13 protein-coding genes are annotated in these 19,000 nt (G+C 52.6%); 9 read left to right on the forward strand and 4 right to left on the reverse strand.

The features are described from left to right. Window positions 1-58 precede the first annotated feature (58 nt). Genes PHQ97_01245 through PHQ97_01260 form a run of 4 tightly spaced genes read left to right on the forward strand, consistent with a single transcriptional unit; the run spans window position 59 to window position 7,225 of the window. Window positions 59-1,243, forward strand: a complete 1,185-nt coding sequence (locus PHQ97_01245) for a flavodoxin domain-containing protein (protein MDD4391356.1) — start codon at window positions 59-61, stop codon at window positions 1,241-1,243. Window positions 1,244-1,255: 12 nt separating this feature from the next. Then, window positions 1,256-2,821 (forward strand): TolC family protein, encoded by a 1,566-nt coding sequence (locus tag PHQ97_01250; GenBank protein ID MDD4391357.1) that lies wholly within the window; start codon window positions 1,256-1,258, stop codon window positions 2,819-2,821. Next, window positions 2,821-3,975 carry an efflux RND transporter periplasmic adaptor subunit gene (locus PHQ97_01255; GenBank protein MDD4391358.1) on the forward strand — a complete coding sequence of 385 codons (1,155 nt, stop codon included), beginning with the start codon at window positions 2,821-2,823 and terminating at the stop codon, window positions 3,973-3,975. Before PHQ97_01250 ends, PHQ97_01255 begins: the two co-directional genes overlap by 1 nt. Window position 3,976: 1 nt before the next feature. Beyond that, window positions 3,977-7,225 (forward strand): efflux RND transporter permease subunit, encoded by a 3,249-nt coding sequence (locus tag PHQ97_01260; GenBank protein MDD4391359.1) that lies wholly within the window; start codon window positions 3,977-3,979, stop codon window positions 7,223-7,225. A gap of 14 nt (window positions 7,226-7,239) precedes the next feature. Here the strand turns inward: PHQ97_01260 and cysK are convergent, their stop codons facing one another. Continuing rightward, window positions 7,240-8,160, reverse strand: coding sequence for a cysteine synthase A (cysK, locus tag PHQ97_01265; protein MDD4391360.1), 921 nt, complete (start codon window positions 8,158-8,160; stop codon window positions 7,240-7,242). A 56-nt stretch (window positions 8,161-8,216) separates the two neighbouring features. Continuing rightward, window positions 8,217-9,164 (reverse strand): serine acetyltransferase, encoded by a 948-nt coding sequence (locus PHQ97_01270; protein ID MDD4391361.1) that lies wholly within the window; start codon window positions 9,162-9,164, stop codon window positions 8,217-8,219. Between the two features lie 399 nt (window positions 9,165-9,563). Here PHQ97_01270 and PHQ97_01275 point away from each other — a divergent pair, with 399 nt between their 5' ends. After that, the gene (locus PHQ97_01275) at window positions 9,564-9,998 is read left to right on the forward strand and encodes a hypothetical protein (GenBank protein ID MDD4391362.1); all 435 of its coding nucleotides are present in this window, start codon (window positions 9,564-9,566) and stop codon (window positions 9,996-9,998) included. Window positions 9,999-10,122: 124 nt separating this feature from the next. On the opposite strand, the gene PHQ97_01280 is transcribed toward PHQ97_01275, so the two are convergent. Then, entirely contained in the window at window positions 10,123-11,868 is a 1,746-nt protein-coding gene (locus PHQ97_01280; protein MDD4391363.1) for an ArsB/NhaD family transporter, read from the reverse strand. Window positions 11,869-12,132: 264 nt separating this feature from the next. Here PHQ97_01280 and PHQ97_01285 point away from each other — a divergent pair, with 264 nt between their 5' ends. Further along, window positions 12,133-12,558: a hypothetical protein gene (locus PHQ97_01285; GenBank protein ID MDD4391364.1), complete on the forward strand. Its 426-nt coding sequence runs from the start codon at window positions 12,133-12,135 to the stop codon at window positions 12,556-12,558. Window positions 12,559-12,668: 110 nt separating this feature from the next. Here PHQ97_01285 and clpB read toward each other — a convergent pair whose 3' ends face one another. Next, on the reverse strand, window positions 12,669-15,251 hold the full coding sequence (gene clpB / locus PHQ97_01290; GenBank protein ID MDD4391365.1) for an ATP-dependent chaperone ClpB: 2,583 nt from the start codon (window positions 15,249-15,251) through the stop codon (window positions 12,669-12,671). 280 nt (window positions 15,252-15,531) lie between these two features. On the opposite strand from clpB, the gene panC reads away from it, so the two are divergent. The 3 genes from panC to ahcY are packed head-to-tail and all read left to right on the forward strand — an operon-like array spanning window position 15,532 to window position 18,905. Further along, on the forward strand, window positions 15,532-16,386 hold the full coding sequence (gene panC / locus PHQ97_01295; GenBank protein MDD4391366.1) for a pantoate--beta-alanine ligase: 855 nt from the start codon (window positions 15,532-15,534) through the stop codon (window positions 16,384-16,386). 58 nt (window positions 16,387-16,444) lie between these two features. Further along, window positions 16,445-17,614, forward strand: coding sequence for a methionine adenosyltransferase (gene metK / locus PHQ97_01300; GenBank protein MDD4391367.1), 1,170 nt, complete (start codon window positions 16,445-16,447; stop codon window positions 17,612-17,614). Window positions 17,615-17,648: 34 nt separating this feature from the next. Further along, complete coding sequence (gene ahcY / locus PHQ97_01305; protein ID MDD4391368.1) at window positions 17,649-18,905, forward strand: adenosylhomocysteinase; 1,257 nt, start codon at window positions 17,649-17,651, stop codon at window positions 18,903-18,905. Window positions 18,906-19,000 lie beyond the last annotated feature (95 nt).

Consider the following 19,000-nt stretch of genomic DNA (forward strand, 5'->3'; position numbering starts at 1 on the left):
CAGGGCCGCAGCCCTTATCCCCCCCCCTCATCTATTCAACGCATGGAACGGAGAAGCCATGAAGCCGACTGAAATTGCAAAAGGCGTTTTTGATGTAGGCATCAGGGATTGGAATATCCGGGATTTTCACGGGTATTCCACCCATATGGGATCAAGCTATAATGCGTTTTTAGTAATCGATGAGAAAATCGCCCTGATCGACACCGTGAAAAAAGAATTCGTCGATCAATTCATCGGCACGATTTCACAGGTGATTGATCCCAAAACGATTGACTATGTCATCAGCAATCACACGGAAATGGATCATTCGGGAGGGCTTCCCCAGGTGATGAAGCTCATCGGAGAAGACACCCCCCTGTATTGCTCTTCCATGGGGCTCAAAAGCCTTCCTGCCCATTTTCAAAGCCACTGGAACTACCAGGCGGTAAAAAGCGGAGATGAACTGAGCCTGGGAGGGCGGAGCCTGTCTTTTCTGGAAACCCGGATGCTTCACTGGCCCGACAGCATGTTCACCTGGCTGAAGGAAGATAAAATACTGTTTTCAAGCGATGCCTTCGGACAACATTATGCCGGATTCGAGATATTTGATGACCGCATCGGCGATGCCATCATGCCGCATGCCAAAAAATATTTCGCCAATATTCTGTTTCCGTATTCGAAGCTGATTCTCAAACTGCTCGATCAGATTCATCAACTCGGGCTTGAATTCAATATGATCTGCCCGGATCACGGGATCATATGGCGAAACGATCCCGGCAAAATCATCGATGCCTATGCCCGCTGGAGCAGGCAGGACACCGCCTGTAAAGCCGTCATTGTATACGATACCATGTGGCACAGCACCCAGCGGATGGCTGAGACAATCGCCGAAGGGCTCAACGAAGAAGGTATCGCCGTCAGGCCCTTTCACCTTCGCTCGTTTGATCGAAGTGATATCATGACAGAGGTGCTGGATGCCAGAGCCGTGATTGTCGGCTCTCCCACCCTCAACAACGGCCTGTTTCCAACAATCGCAGATTTTCTAGCCTACATGAAGGGGCTGAAACCTCAGCACAGAATCGGAGCGGCCTTCGGCTCCTACGGGTGGAGTGGTGAAGCTGTCAAGCTGATCGAAAAGGAACTTGAAACCATGGGCTGCGACCCCATAGAGCCGGCCTTAAGTATCCGCTACGTGCCGGATCGTAAGGCCCTTGATCAGTGTGTTGCGTTCGGCCGAAAAATCGGAAAAGCAATTAACGGTTAAGGCGACCACACGATGAAGCTGAATCAATGGATTGCCGTGATGATGACGGTGGCCGGACTGACCGGTTTTCTCACCGTTGCCGGATGCCGGACGGCGCAGCCGTATTTTCCGCCCGGGAGTACACCTGCACCTGCACAAACGGCTCCCCGGCCGTCATCGCCCCAAACACCGGTTCCGGCGCCGGAACCGATTAATTTAAGCCTGAGCAGTCCGCTGTCTCTGGAAGAGGCCATCGGCATTGCCCTGCGACATAATCCGGACCACGCGATGGCCTGGCAACGAATTCTCCAGTCCGAGTCCATAAAGCGACAATCCAGGGCCGCATTCTATCCTTCCATCGGATTTTTCACGGAGTATTCTCAGGGAGATTCCCCTTCGGGGTATCTGTTTAAAAAAATAGACCAGCGGCTGCTCCCTCCCGCGGTCAACTTCAATGATCCGGGCTGGTTTGAAAACGTTGAAATCGGTTTAACCGGCCGATTCAATCTGTATAACGGGGGGCGGGATGTACTGAATCAGGACATGGCTCAACTTGCGGTAGACATGGCCCGAACGGACCGCCAAGGTGTTGAAAACGTCCTGGTGGCATCCGTGATCAATTCCTATTACGATGTATTGACGGCAAAAGAATTTATCCGGATTGCCGAAGAATCGGTTTCAACGGTTGAATCGCGGCTCAAAGCGATGACGGTCCGGTTTTCAGCCGGAGGCGCTTTAAAATCCGATATGTTATCCCTGGAGGTGCGACTGGCACAGGTCAGGGAAGATGTGCTGCGCAGCCAGAACCGCTATGAAACCGCGCTGGCGATCCTTACCACTGTTTTGGGGGTGAGCCCGGCTCAACCGGCAGCAGTGCTGGCATCCCCCGATTTAACCTCTGCGGATATACCGAAAAACTACACCGAGGCTCTGGCATATGCCATGGCGCACAGGCCTGAACTGATCAAAATCAAAAAGCAGGTCATTCAGTCGAAGATGGCAGTGGCCATGTCGAAAACTGCGTATCTGCCCCGGGTGGATCTGGTAGCCAGATACTATCTGGATGACCCCGGCGTGAATTTTAACACGCAGCGCGATAACTGGACGCTGGGTCTCCTGTTGAACTGGGATCTGTTTACCGGATTCAGCACCGCCGCAGAGATTCAAAAAACAACGGCCATTTTCGGAGAAATAATGGAAGCCGACCGGAAGACGATGTTGTCAGTCACGCTCGATGTAAAAACAGCCTATCTGAAGCTGTCCGAAGCCAGGGCGCGGTACACGGTGGCACAGGCCAGTGTGGCCGCGGCTGAGGAATCCCTCAGGCTGGTCAACATACAGCACGAGGGAGGCAGCGCCACCATTACCCGGTATCTCGAGGCTGAGCTTGACCGGAACCAGGCCAGGATTCGAGCGACTGCCGCCTATTACGACACGGCAAAAGCAATTTCGGAAACAGGCCGGGCCACGGGGTACTGGACGGAAGAACTGGGGACAGAGGTCAGAAGACAGAGATCAGAGGTCAGAGATCAAGGGACTGAGGGCTCACGACTCACGACTGACGACTCACGCGACTCACGACTGAGCTTGAGGGGCTGATGACGAAAAACCGACTCATTGCAGCGGCAGGGATACTACTGGTCGGGGTGATACTGGCAGTTATCCTGTTCGGAATGCTGAACCGGGAGAAAATCGCACCCGGCAGCGTTCAGGGGGACGAACCGCCTGGATTCATTCCGGCGCATACCATCCGGGCGTCTGTGAAAACCATCACCGAGTGGTACGAGGCGGTCGGGACCATCCGGCCGAAAACCGAAGCCCGGATCGAGGCTCAGATTGCCGCACAGGTGATCGATGTGAAAGTCAGCCCCGGAGACAAGGTCGCCAAACACCAGCTGCTGGTGCTGCTGGACGACCGGCAGCAGTTATCCCGGCTCGACCAGGCCAGGCAGGGTCTCACATCAGTCCATTCAGGAAAAATACAGGTTCAGCAGGCGATCCATGCCGCTACTGCCGCGTTTACTCAGGCAGCGTCGGCATACAAACGGACGAAAACTTATTTTCAATCGGAGGCCGCTACTGCTCAGGATATGGAGCAGGCTGAGGCAGTGTATCTTCAGGCCACAGCTGAACTCAACCGCGCCCGGGAATCTTTGACAACAGCCGATACGGGCATCCGCCAGGCCGAAGCAATGATCAACGAGGCGACGATCGCACTCGGATACAGCAGGATAGAAGCGCCCGAAGACGGAGAAGTCCTCAAGCGCCTGGTTGAGCCGGGTGATCTGGCTCTGCCGGGAAAACCCCTGATACTGCTTCAGACCACCGGCATATTGCGACTGGAAGCGGTTGTCAGAGAGGGACTGATTAGCAGAGTCAGGCCAGGCACATCGCTTAAGGCAGCCATCACTGCGCTGGAAAAACCGGTAGATGCCATTGTTGAGGAAATTGTGCCCTATGCAGACCCCCGGACAAGAACCTTTCTGGTCAAAGCCTCTCTGCCCGGGCTGCAGGGCCTGTATCCGGATCTGTATCCGGGCATGTACGGAAAGCTCCTGATACCGGTCAGCCAGCACCAGGTGGTCCTGATTCCGGATCACGCAGTGAGGCATGTGGGGCAGCTGGAACTGGTCATGGTGAGCAGCAATGGCCAGTGGGAAAAACGCCTGATCAAAACCGGCAGATCATTTGACACGGCTGTTGAAGTGCTGTCAGGCCTGGAAGGAACTGAAACGATCGGGGTGGAGCGCTGACATGAACCAGGACCCGCGCGATCTGCCCAGGGGATTGATTTCCGGCATTGTATACCGGTTTTTGTCTTCCCGCTTATCGATCATCCTTATCATCGTCGCGTTTTGTCTCGGAACAGCGGCCATACTGGTGACTCCGAGGGAAGAGGAACCCCAGATCGTGGTCCCCATGGCCGACATCTATGTTCAGGCCCCGGGGGCTGCTCCAGCGGAAATTGAGGACCTGATAGCCACCCCGCTTGAACGGCTCCTGTGGCAGATCGACGGTGTGGAATACGTCTATTCCATGTCCCGACCGGATATGGCCATCGTTACGGTTCGATTTTTTGTCGGTGAAGACCGGGAAAATTCTCTGGTCAAACTTCACAACAAAATCAGCATGAATATTGACCAGGCCGCACCGATCGTCAAAGGATGGGTGATCAAGCCGGTTGAAATTGACGATGTCCCCATTGTCAATCTGACGCTGTATTCTGCCCGTCATGATGCCTACCAGCTGCGACGGATCGGGGAAGAAGTTCTGGCAAGGCTCTCGGAAGTAAAGGACATATCCCGGACTGACATTGTCGGCGGGTTGAATCGGCAGATCCGGGTGGAGCTGTCGCCGGAGAAAATGGCAGGACTGGGCATCGCGCTGCCGGAGGTGTACCAGATCCTGAAAAATGCCGATGCCTCTGCCGTGGCCGGCACGTTTTCCCGGTTTAACACCGAATTTACGGTCACCAGCAACTCGTTTCTGGCATCAGCCGATGAAGTGGCAGCGCTCATGGTGGGCGTCCATGAGGACAGGCCCGTCTATCTGCGCGATATCGCATCTGTTTCAGACGGCCCCCGGGAAACCGACACCCTTACCCGGCTGAGCTTCTCTCATTTTTTCCGACAGGAAACCGGTCAGGAAAAGGCTCCTGTTTCCTATCCGGCCGTAACCCTGGCCCTGGCCAAAAAAAAAGGAACCAACGCCGTCAAGGTATCCCGGGATATCCTGAACCGGATGGACGAACTCAGGCAACGCATCCTGCCCGACGGTGTTCAGGTAGCAATTACCCGCGACTACGGCCGGACGGCCCAGGAAAAAGTGACCGATCTGCTGAGTTCTCTGGTCTTTGCCATCCTCACCGTGGTGGCGCTCCTGGCGGTTACGTTAGGATGGCGTGAAGCGCTGATCGTCGCTTTTGCGGTCCCTGTCAGCTTCTGTCTGGCCCTGTTTGTCAACTTCCTGTTCGGCTATACCATCAACCGGGTGACCCTGTTTGCACTGATCCTGTCGCTGGGGCTGGTGGTCGATGATCCCATTACCAACGTGGATAACATCCAGCGGCATCTTCTCTCCGGCCGGTCCGGTTCATTCAAGGCAATCCTCACCGCCGTGGAGGAAGTGCTCCCGCCGGTGATCATGTCCACCCTTGCCATTATCGTCTGTTTTGTACCGCTGTTTTTCATCACCGGCATGATGGGCCCCTATATGGCGCCGATGGCGGCCAATGTCCCCCTGACGGTCATATTTTCCACTGTGTGCGCCCTGACCATTGTCCCATGGATGTCTCACGGCCTGCTGAAACATCTGCAAAAGGCACCGGATCATCGCGCGTCTGAGGCCATCGTTACCCCCCCCAGCGGATGGATTGCCCGGGTGTATCACGCCATGGTATCCCCCTTTCTGGAATCCCGGTTGAAGCGCTACCTGCTCCTGGCGGGAGTGATCATTCTGCTGATACTGTCCATTGCGCTGGCTGTATTTCGTTTTGTGCCGCTGAAAATGCTTCCGTTCGACAATAAAAACGAATTTCAGATCGTCATCGACATGCCGGAGGGAACCACGCTGGAAATGACTGACCGGGTGGTAAGATCCTTTGAACGGTACCTGAGAACGGTTCCTGAAATCACATCTCTGTCATCCTATGTGGGGCAGGCCTCTCCGATGGATTTTAACGGCCTGGTCCGTCACTATTATCTGAGAAAAGGAAGCCATCTTGCCGACATCCGGATCAATCTCGCGGAAAAATACCGACGGAAGCAGCAAAGTCATGATATCACCCTCCGGATAAGAAACGATCTGAACCGTATCGCCGCTTCATTGAACGCAGATATCAAACTGATTGAAATTCCACCCGGCCCGCCGGTTCTGTCAACAATTGTGGCGGAAATTTACGCCTCCCCGGAGCGGCGTTACGAAGAAATGATCGAAAGCGCCTTCAGAATCAAGGCACTCATGAAAAACGAGCCGTCGGTCGTGGATATCGATGTCATGGCAGAAGCCGCCCGGGACAAAATCAATTTTATACTGGACAAAGAAAAAGCAGCGCTTCACGGGGTGGATACCCGCACGGTCATCCAGACACTGAAAATGGCTATAGGGGGAATGTCACCCGCCACGGTTCATATATCCGGGGAGCGTCAGCCGCTGATGGTTCATGTCATTTTACCCCGAATCAGCCGGTCCGACATGACGAGTCTGTCACAGATTCCGATTCGGACCGCCTCCGGCAGTCTGGTGCCGCTGGCGGAGCTGACCCGTATTGAAAATATTCCGGAAGACCAGCCGATTTATCACAAAAATCTGGAACGGGTCGTCTATGTGACAGCTGAAATGGCCGGACGCAGCCCTGCCGAAGCCGTCATCGACATGCAAAAAAAGATCAGGCTTCATCCAATGCCCCCCGGCATCCGGGTCCAGTGGGCGGGTGAGGGCGAATGGAAAATCACGCTCAGGGTATTCCGCGATATGGCAATCGCCTTTGGTGCGGCCCTGATCGGTATCTACATTCTGCTGATCATCCAGACCAATTCATTTTTCATGCCCCTGCTGATCATGATGGCCATTCCCCTGACGCTGCTGGGCATCATGCCCGGTTTTTACCTGCTCAATCTGATGGTCGGCCGTCATATCGGCGGATATTACAATCCGGTGTTTTTTACGGCCACCAGCATGATCGGAATGATCGCCCTGGGCGGAATTGTGATCCGAAATTCCCTGATCCTGATTGAATTTATTCAGGATGCCCTCGGCCGGAGCATACCGCTCAAAGAAGCGATCTTACAGAGCGGTGCCATCCGTATGCGCCCGATTGTTCTGACCGCGCTGACCACCGCCCTGGGCGCCTGGCCGATCACGCTGGATCCGGTATTCTCCGGCCTGGCATGGGCCCTGATTTTTGGCATCGGTGCATCGACCCTGTTCACCCTGATCATTATTCCGGTAACCTACTATGCGCTTTACCGGAAATCGGCAGACGCTGTGTCAGTTTCCGAATGATCGCCGGCAAGGCCCTAAAGAAAAAGCTCGGTGCTGATGTAGCGCTCCGCCTGACTCGGAATAATCACCACGATGCAGCTTTGCCTGTTTTCCGGACGCCGTGCCACTTCCAGCGCTGCCCAGACCGCTGCACCGGATGAAATCCCGCAGGCAATTCCCTCCAGTTTCGCCAGCCGTCTGGCGGTTTCAAACGCATCCTCATTGGAGACGGTCACCACGTCATCAATCATCGTCTGATCCAGAACCTCCGGCACAAATCCAGCGCCAATTCCCTGTATCTTGTGGGGCCCGGCAACCCCACCTGACAGCACAGGTGAGGCGGCCGGCTCCACCGCGATCGATTTAAACGACGGTTTTCTCGCCTTGATGACCTGCGATACGCCGGTGATGGTCCCGCCGGTACCGACACCCGATACCAGTATATCTGCCCGGCCCTCGGTGTCCCGCCAGATTTCCTCTGCGGTGGTTTCCCGATGAACCTGGGGGTTGGCCGGATTTGAAAATTGATCCGGTATGAACACCGAATCGTTTGAAACAAAAATTTCCCGGGCTTTTTCGATCGCCCCCCTCATGCCCCGCTCCCCGGGGGTGAGCACCAGCTCAGAGCCCATGTGAGATAGCAGTTTCCGCCTTTCCAGGCTCATGGTTTCGGGCATCGTCAGACACAACCGGTACCCCTTGACCGCGCAGACAAACGCCAGCGCGATCCCGGTATTTCCGCTGGTCGGCTCCACAATCAGGGTTTCAGGCCCGATCAGATGGTGCCGCTCTGCCGCTTCAATCATGGAAAGTGCGATCCGGTCTTTAACAGTATTCAGGGGATTGTAAAATTCAAGTTTGGCATACAGCCGCCCCTCAAAATTTTCACATATCCGGTTAAGACGGACCAGCGGGGTCGAGCCGATCGTAAAATTAATATTGGAAAACACTCGCATATCGTTACCCTTATATTTTTTATCAGTAATAACCTTATCGGAGGCTCGTTCAGGCACTATTTATATATTAACCGGGGGGCGTCCATCACCACGGTGGTCCCCGGGGGGATCGATTCGGTGATCCACACGTTTCCACCCACAACGGCTCCCGCTCCAATGACCGTCTGCCCGCCTAAAATCGTGGCGCCGGCATAAATAATGACATCGTTTTCAATGCTGGGATGGCGTTTTTTCCCCCTGAGATGCGCCCCGGCATCTTTCGGCAGAGACAGCGCCCCCAGGGTTACGCCCTGGTAGATACGCACATTGTTTCCGATCCGGGTGGTTTCACCGATCACCACGCCCGTACCATGATCGATGACAAACCGGGCGCCGATATCCGCTCCCGGATGAATATCGATTCCGGTAATGCTGTGGGCATATTCAGCCATGATCCGCGGAAGAATCGGAACCTCGAGTTCAAACAGGCTATGGGCCAGCCGGTACACGGTAACCGCCAACAGACCCGGGTAGCTGAAGATAATGTCATCATAGCTTTGTGCCGCAGGATCGCCCTCATAGGTAGCCCGGACATCTGTGGCCAGAATCTCACGAATGGCCGGAATGGATTTTAAAAATGCAACGGTAATGGCATGGCCTTTTTCAATACACCGGATGCAGGGGCGGTGATATCGGAAGCAGTCGTGACGAAAGCTGAGCGTAATCTGTTCGGCAATCATGTCTGCCAGCCGGAACACGGACTGTTCTGTCATACAGCTCAGATTATGGGCGTCCAGCTTCTTTCCGGTGAAGTATCCCGGGAACAGAAGTTCCCTGAGCCGGACAATAATATCGATCACCGTCGCTCTTGAGGGGATGGGTTCATAATCGATGTGGGTAAACGTGCCGGAGGCATGAAAGCTTTTGACGATACCGGTGGCAACCCCCGGAATCTGCCGTCTGAACTGCTCAACGGATTCCGCCTCTGATTTACAGATCATCTCAAAATCGTATTCCTGGTTCATCGGCCGGTAAGACTCCTTTGCGGTCATGATTTCAAAAAACGCTTTCACCCGCGAGGTCTGATAACGCCATTCAGACTGGAAACGCATACGCCAAAAAGCCGGAAGGGAAAATAGAGGATGTAAAACCGATCGGACAGAATGCTTTTGTTCCATTATAAAGTCGCTCTTTAAAATATTCAAGCCGCTTTAACGGCATCCCGTGCTCCGGGGATTCAATAGCGGATAACCGGATTTCACTATTGCAGGTTGAAACTGTGGGGAGATATGATTATAGTTAATGGCTATTCATAAATCTGGCTTTCAAAAAATGGCCATTCCCGGGCGGTTCCAATCCGGAAATGAGAATTTTAAAAGTCAGCGTTTATCTGACATAACCCTTAACATATGGAGAACAAACTCATGACGCATGAAGATGCCGGACACTATGCAAAAAAACATCCTGAAGGCACAACGCTGCAACCGGAAATTGCCGAGGCGCTCAAGAACAAACAAACCGATGGAAAAATTTCCTGCGCCGCCGCCCATGCGGTTGCAGATCAATTAAACATATCACCATCCGAAGTTGGCATCACCATCGATCTGATGGAATACCGGCTCTCAAAATGCCAGCTTGGTATGTATGGTTATGACGCTGAAAAACCGATTACCCTCCCTTTGAAAGGCAGCTTCCCCCAACTCGAGGAAAAAATCCGTCAGGCAGCTGTCAATAACCGCATTTCATGCAAGCTCTGCTGGGATATTGCCGACGCTTCCGGCGAAAAAAGGCTCACAGCAGCAAAAATATGTGAATCCCTGAAAATCAAAATTTCACCCTGCCAGCTGGGCGCATTTTAAGGTAGCTGATGAAAGACAAACCGCGCGGTGGAATAAAAAAAGCCCTGCCAGTAATACGGCAGGGCTTTTTGTTTACGCTGAACTTATCAGCGTGCTATGCTTTTTTAAGCTCGTACTGAATTCATCAAACAGGTCTGACCATCAGCAGCCATACATGAGCAATAATAATAGAAATGATCATGTACGGGAAGGCAACCTTCATAAAGCCGATGAAGCTGATCTTGTATCCTCTGGACTCGGCAATGCCGACGGTCACAACGTTTGCGGACGCGCCGATCATGGTACCGTTTCCACCGAAACATGCGCCCAGCGCCAGTGCCCACCACAGGGTGTTTTCTGCGCCCGGAATAACCTGGCTCAGATACGCGACAATCGGCAGCATGGTAGCAGTAAAGGGAATATTGTCGACAAATGCGGACATGATCGCAGCCACCCAGAGAATCAGACTGCAGGCAATGACAAAGTTCCCCTGAGACAGGTTCAGAATCCAGTCAGCGATCAGGGACAGAAGGCCGGAAGACTCGACCGCACCGACAAGGATAAACAGGAAGATAAAGAACATCAGGGTCGGCCATTCAATGTCTTTTTCGACCAGCTCAAGAAAATTCACCTTCTTGGTAACCAGGGCGATGGTAAATAAAATGGCAGCACCCAGGAGCGCTGCAATACAGACTTCCATATGCCAGTACCCATGGCTGAGGAACAGGGCAACAACAAAAATCAGCACCCCGAGCCCGTAGGTGAGCAGGGTGGAATCGGTAATCGGGTATTTTTTCTTCAGCTCTTCAATATAATCGGTAACATTTTCCACTTTGGCAGAAGCATAACTTTTGCCCCAAACCATCTTTGAATAAAAGAACAGTGCGATCATGGAGACCACGCAGATGCCCGCCAATGCGACCACAAAATTCATGAAGGTCAGTCCGGCAAACGAGCCGATCATGATGTTGGGCGGATCACCGATCAGGGTAGCCGTACCGCCGATGTTGGAGGCCAGTACCAGGGGAATCAGCAGGTGAAGCGGATTGATGGACAGAGACACGCAGATCTCGATGGCCACACCGGTGAGCAGCAGCATGGTGGTCACGTTATCCAGAAACGCTGAGGCTACCGCGGTAAAGATCATCAGGTAGATGGCCAGAACAAACACTTTTCCCTTGGCCAGCTTGTACGTGATATATGCGCACCACTGAAACACGCCGGTATTTTTCAGAATGCCCACGATGATCATCATGCCCATGAGCAGGAAGATGACGTTCATGTCAATGGAGCCGATCGCTGATTCAAACGAAAAGATATGATATTCCGGATTGATGGTTCCGATGGTGTAGGAGATGGCCATCATGAGGGAAGCGCCCAGCATGGCAGCGATGGTCCGGTGAAGCAGCTCAAAGGTGATCAGCGCGTAGGCCAGGATAAACACAATGGTAGAAATCCAGAAGGCCGGTCCCAGAACGCGGGGCACTGTAATGTCTTCACTGATGTAAAGATGGTCCCCGTGCCGGGCCAGTTCAGCGCCTTCAAATTCAATCCCGGTCTTTGCAAAACTTGCCTTGTAGACCTCGACCGTGACCTTTGAAAGCTCAATTTTGCCTTTTTCCAGCATAAACCGGGATACATACTTGCCATTGTGAGCCGTTTCGGTCTGATCAATTTTTTCACCGTTGACCAGGACCGTAACCCCGACCTCATTAATGGGTTCACCGTGACTATCCTTGATGATACCGGCGATATTGATAGTATCCCCACCTTCAATCACCACTGCATCATGACCGCCGCTTGAGCCCCCATGGCCGGCAAACGCGGTCGCCGCAAACAATGCGGTCATCAAAATACCCAGAATCATAAGAAAGGGCTTCATCCGTCGCATACAATTCCTCCTCTTGCGTGTTATCGATGAAATTCACTAGCCCGGCTGCGAAAAAGCATCCGGCACTCTGTAACTTAAAAGCAGGATAATATTAAGTAATCCTGCACGCATCCAAGCCACCTATAAAATGCCGATCTATCAAATGGTGTCTTTACTGTCAAGAAAAGAATGACAAGCCTTTCCAAAAGACAGAATACTTTTTGTTAGTGATCAGGACTGATGTATTGACAGTGCTGGGAATTATATGCTATCAGCCATTTCATTATGGAACAGAAATTTATCATAAAATCGCTTTTCATACAAAATTCCATCATGCTGATTGCATTGGGATTGGTAGTTGTATTACTAGTTTCAGCCATCCGGAAAAAAAATATCCGTCAGGTGATCGCATGGGGCCTGTGGGTACTGATTGTGCTGTGGTTTTTCAACAGCCGATTTTTCGGATTCAGTGCCGTTGGCGTCAATCCTGACGGAATCCATATCGATTACGGTATTTTATCGGTCAGAAATACGGTGCTCCCCGTGGACAGCCCCTGGAAGGTGGAAAAATACATGGGCGGAATCCGGCGGATCAGGACCCTGTATTATATTCAGATCGGAGAGCATCAGAGCATGAAGGTCCGAGGCAGGACCGATTATGAACTGCTGACCGCCATCGGCGCAGCCATAGACGGTGAGAGGCCGGGCTAATCCCGGCGATCGGATTATGAGAATGGTGCCGTGAGTCATGAGCGGATGTTACGCCCGCTCATGGACTCACGGATATGAAAGATTGATAATGCCTGCAATGCTGACAACGGCTACCGGACACTGAACACGATCTGATCTCCCTCTTTTTCGGCCCGGACATTCATCCCTTCCCGGATATCGCCCTTCAGAATCTGCATTGCCAGCGGGTTTTGGATATAGTGCTGGATGGCGCGTTTCAACGGCCGGGCGCCATACACAGGGTCATATCCCTTCGTTGCCAGGAAAGAGGCCGCCGCTTCCGACAACTCGATCCGGATATGCTGGTCTGAGAGCCGTTTGACCAGTTGCCGCATCTGAATTTCCACAATTTTACGAATCTGATCCGGCTGCAGATTCTGAAAAATAATGATCTCGTCAATCCGGTTTAAAAATTCCGGTTTAAAGCTGGCCCGCAGGGCTTCGAGCACCCTGGATTTCATCTCTTCCCGCCTGGAGCCGTCCAACTCCTGAATCCACTGGCTGCCGATATTGGAGGTCATGATAATGATAACGTTTTTAAAATCAACCGTTCTGCCATGACCGTCCGTCATCCGTCCGTCATCGAGGATCTGAAGCAGGACGTTGAACACTTCCGGATGCGCCTTTTCAATCTCGTCAAGCAATACGACCGAATAGGGCCGCCGCCGGACCGCTTCAGTGAGGTATCCGCCCTCTTCATAGCCAACATACCCCGGAGGCGCACCGATCAGCCGGGATACCGAATGCTTTTCCATGAATTCTGACATGTCGATCCGCACGATGGCCTGTTCGCTGTCAAAAATAAATTCGGCCAGCGCTTTGGCCAGCTCTGTCTTTCCCACCCCCGTAGGCCCCATGAAAATAAACGATCCGATCGGCCGATCGGGGTCCTGCAACCCGGACCGTGCCCGGCGGACCGCATCGGATACGGCGGTAATGGCTTCATCCTGGCCGACAACCCGTTGTGCCAGTCGCTTTTCCATGGTGAGCAGCCGCTGCCGCTCGCCTTCAAGCATCCGGCTTACGGGAATGCCTGTCCATTTGGATATGACCTCGGAGATATCTTCATCATCGACTTCCTCCTTGAGCATTTTACGACCTGCCTGCAGCTGGGTCAGTTTCTGATTGGCCTCATCCAGACGTTTTCTCAACTCCGATGCTCTGCCGTATCTGATTTCAGCCACTTTTGCCAGGTTGCCTTCGCGTTCGGCCTGCTGCTCTTCAATGCCCAGGCGCTCCTGCGCTTCCTTGATATTCCGAAGGTTCCCGATCAGATCCTTTTCATGCTGCCAGTGCGCTTTCATTTCATGAATTTTTTCATTCAGCCCCCCCAGCTCCGCTTCCAGCTTCTGGAGGCGTTCGACGGAGACCGGATCGGTTTCCTTTTTCAGGGCCTCTTTTTCAATTTCGCACTGGGTGATCCTGCGCTGAATTTCATCGATCTCCTCGGGCATACTGTCAATTTCAATCCGAAGTTTGGATGCACATTCATCCATCAGGTCGATGGCCTTGTCCGGAAGAAACCGGTCGGCAATGTAGCGATGGGACAGCGTGGCTGCGGCGACAATGGCCGAATCCTTGATCCGGACACCATGATGGACCTCATATTTTTCCTTCAAACCCCGGAGAATGGAGATGGTATCCTCCACCGTCGGCTCAGGAACCATTACCGGTTGAAACCGGCGTTCCAGCGCCGCATCTTTTTCAATGTACTTTCGGTACTCATTCAGGGTGGTGGCACCCACACAGCGCAACGTACCCCTGGCAAGGGCCGGTTTGAGCATATTGGAGGCATCCATCGAACCCTCACTGGCCCCGGCACCAACCAGGGTATGAAGCTCATCGATAAAAAGGATGATCTCTCCTTCGGCGGTTTCCACTTCTTTGAGCACTGCCTTCAGGCGGTCTTCAAATTCCCCTCTGTACTTGGTACCCGCAATCAGGGCGCCCATATCCAGGGAGACCAGCCGCCGGTTTTTCAGGCTTTCAGGCACATCCCCCTGGACAATCCGCTGAGCAAGCCCCCCCACAATGGCGGTTTTGCCCACCCCGGGCTCTCCGATAAGAACCGGATTGTTTTTCGTCCGCCGGGACAGCACCTGAATAATCCGCCGGATTTCTTCATCACGGCCGATGACCGGATCGAGTTTTCCCAGTCGGGCCAGATCGGTCAGATCCTGGCTGAATTTATCCAGTGCCTGATATTTTTCTTCCGGATTGGGATCGGTAATGCGCTGGGAACCACGAATATCCATTAACACCTTTAGAATGGCCTCCCGGGTCACATGATACCGCCTGAGAATTTTTGCGGCATCCCCCTCTTTTTCATCCGAAATGGCCAGCAGCATGTGCTCGATGCTGACATATTCGTCCTTCATTTTAGATGCCTCGGAAAAAGCGGCATCCAGAACAGATTTTGCTCTTGACGAGATATAGACCTCTGCAGCCCCGCTGACCTTTGGATATTTTTCAATGGCAACGGTCAGCTCCTGAGCCACCCCACCCGGGGACACACCGAGCTTCCGCAGCATGGTCCGTGCCATGCCTTCCGGCTCATTCAGCATGGCAAGCAGAAAATGTTCCGGTTCAATCTGCTGATGCTGATGCTGTGAAGCAAGATTATGAGCATTTTGAATCAGTTCCTGGGATTTGATGGTAAATTTATCAAAACGCATATATACCTCCTTATGGCTGTTATATGATATTTTATATAATAACCACGGCCATCGATGTGTCAAACCGCATTTTCAGGAATCAACCGCCCATCAAACCATTTGGAGCCGGCAACAATTCCTTGAATTCCAAAAGAAAATATACTATGTTGATCTTACTTGAAAAAGTAATAGATAAGCAATTATCTGAAGCCGTTATCCTGAGGTAACCATTCCAACCCTGTTTCATCCCTTGTGAATCGAGACATTTTCACCTGATCGGATGCGAAAGAAAGTTTTAAATATGACAGCAGTTAAAATTATAAGATCCGCAAACCAGATGCAGGAGGAAGCAAACCGTTTGAGGTCCGGCGGCAAAACCCTTGCCCTGGTGCCAACCATGGGATACCTTCATGAAGGGCATTTGTCTTTGATGCGTCTGGCCCGTCAACGGGCGGATATTCTCGTCGTCAGCATTTTTGTCAACCCGACGCAATTTGGCCCGGGAGAAGATCTGGCGTCGTATCCCAAAAGCTTTGAGCGGGATGTACAACTGGCCGGAAACGAAGGGGCCGATTTCATTTTCGCTCCGTCAGAAAAGGATCTGTATCCTGACGGATTCCAGACATACGTAACCCTTCAGGAGCTACCCGGCTACCTGTGCGGCCGATCAAGACCCGTTCACTTCCGCGGGGTGGCCACGGTGGTCACCAAATTATTTAATATTGTCAAACCGCACACGGCTGTATTCGGCCAGAAAGATTACCAGCAGCTGGTTATTATCCGCCGGCTGGCCAGGGATTTGAATTTTGACATTGATATTGTCGGATCGCCCACGGTTCGGGAACCTGACGGGCTTGCAAAGAGTTCACGAAATTTGTATCTGACCCCGGTGCAGCGACGTGATGCGCTCTGCCTGTACCAGTCGCTTCAAAACGCTCAGGCCATGGTTACGGAGGGCGTAACCGATACCGCCCGGATTGTTGACCGCACAAAATTATTGATACAATCCTGCCCGGAAGCAACGGTTGATTATATTTCACTGTGCGATCCTGAAACGCTGAAAAATGTCGACACCATAAAAGGCCCCGTTATCATGGCGCTTGCCGTAAAAATCGGAAAATCCCGCCTGATCGATAACGCCATACTAAATCCATAGACAGCCCATATGCCAATACCTGAAAAAATTTTACGGCACATGAAAAGGAGTAAATTTTATGAGTAAAGAGCATTTCTTGTTTACATCAGAATCCGTGACCGAAGGGCATCCTGACAAAGTTGCCGATGCCATTTCCGACTCCATTCTCGATGCGATCATTGCGCAGGACAAACAGTGCCGGGTCGCCTGCGAGACGCTGGTAACAACCGGACTGGCCTTTATCGCCGGTGAAATCACCACCGACTGTTATGTTGATATCCCCGAAATCGTACGAGAAACCATCCGGGAAATCGGCTATCATTCCTCACAGATGGGCTTTGACTGGCAGACCTGTTCCGTGTTGACCAGCATCGGCCGCCAGTCACCGGATATTTCCCAAGGGGTCACCGCCGGCGAGGGCCTGTTCAAGGAGCAGGGCGCCGGAGATCAGGGACTAATGTTTGGATTTGCCACGGATGAGACACCCGAGCTGATGCCGATGCCCATCATGTATGCGCACAAGCTGTGCAAAAGACTGGCGACCGTCCGTAAAAACGGTGCACTGGATTTTCTGAGGCCTGACGGAAAATCCCAGGTAACCATCGAATATGAAAACGGATGCCCCAAGCGGGTGGACACGGTCGTAATCGCGGCCCAGCACAAGCCGGATATATCCCATGAGGATTTAAAGGAAGCCATCATTGAAGATGTGATCAAAAAAGTGATCCCGAAAGAGATGGTCGACGGGGATACCCGGTATTATATCAACGCGACCGGCCGTTTTGTCGTCGGCGGGCCCATGGGAGATTGCGGCCTGACGGGCCGAAAGATCATTGTCGATACCTATGGGGGCCAGGGCAGTCATGGGGGCGGGTGTTTTTCCGGAAAAGACCCTTCCAAGGTGGATCGAAGTGCATCCTACATGGCCAGACACGTTGCCAAGAATATCATCGCCGCAGGAATTGCCAAAAAATGTGAAGTTCAGTTCGCCTATGCCATTGGCGTGGCCAAACCCGTTTCCGTAATGGTCGATCTGATGGGAACCGGAAAGGTCCCCAAGCAAAGGGTCAAGGAAATTATCAATGAGACATTTGACTTGAGGCCCGCAGCCATCATCGAATACCTTGATCTGCTTCGCCCGATTTATGCCAAAACCGCATCCTGTGGTCATTTTGGCCGATCCGAACCCGAATTCACCTGGGAAAAAACCAACATGGCCGATGTACTGAGAGAAAAGGCCGGTCTGTAATCTTTCATAACTTATCAAAGGAGATCCACATCCAATGGAATATGATATCAAAGATATAAGCCTTGCCGAATATGGCTCCCGCCGTATCGAATGGGCCAATCAGAGCATGCCGGTGCTGAATCGGATCCGGCAGCGGTTTGAGGCCGAACAGCCCCTGAAAGACGTCCGCATTGCCGCATGCCTGCATGTCACTACGGAAACGGCGTCCCTGATGCAGACACTGAAAGCCGGGGGGGCCCACGTGGTCATCTGTGCATCCAACCCGCTGAGCACCCAGGATGACGTGGCGGCAGCCCTGGTTCACTATGACCAGATTCCAGTATTTGCCATCAAAGGCGAGGACAATGACACCTATTATCAGCATCTGAATGCGACGCTGGACAGCCGGCCACAGTACACAATGGATGACGGCGCGGATCTGGTTTCCACCCTCCATACCGAACGTACCGAAATCCTGGAGTACGTCATGGGCGGCACGGAAGAAACCACCACCGGCGTGATCCGGCTCAAGAGCATGGCTGCCGGTGGCGTGCTAAAATATCCCATCATCGCAGTCAATGATGCGCAGACCAAACATTTTTTTGATAACCGATACGGTACCGGACAAAGCACGCTGGACGGCATCATCCGCGCAACCAACCGCCTGATAGCCGGCTCGAGTTTTGTGGTTTGCGGTTATGGCTGGTGCGGGAAGGGACTTGCCATGAGAGCCCGCGGGATGGGGGCCAATGTCATTGTTACCGAAATTGATCCGGTTGCCGCGCTTGAGGCGGTTATGGACGGATTTTCGGTAATGCCAATCGCAAAGGCCGCTGAACTCGGAGATTTTTTCTGTACCGTCACCGGTAATATCCATGTCATCCGACAAGAGCACTTCATCCGGATGAAAAGCGGTGCCATCATATCCAATTCCGGCCATTTTAATGTCGAACTGGATTTAACCGGCCTGGACGCCATCACCACATCCAAAAAAAGGATAAGACCGTTTGTCGATGAGCATACCCTTAAAAACGGTAACCGGATCAATGTGCTGGGAGAGGGCCGGCTGATCAATCTTGCGGCTGCCGAGGGACACCCTTCCAGCGTAATGGATATGAGCTTTGCCAACCAGGCGTTGAGTATTGAATTTATGACCAGAAACTATGATTCAATGACAAAAAAGGTATACCCCGTTCCCGAAGAGATCGATATCGCCATTGCCAGAGAAAAAATTACCGCCATGGGAATCGACATCGACACCCTGACCCCTGAGCAGAAAAAATATCTTGCATCATGGACCATGGGGACCTGACAGACCGACAGAAAAAACATGGTAATAAAAAAGCTGCCATCCGGGGCCTGTTGTTACGCCGGCTGGCAGCTTTTTTCATATTTCAGTTTCAACAC

The organism is Desulfobacterales bacterium, assembly GCA_028704555.1.
In the GTDB taxonomy this organism is placed as follows: Bacteria; Desulfobacterota; Desulfobacteria; order Desulfobacterales; family JAQWFD01; genus JAQWFD01.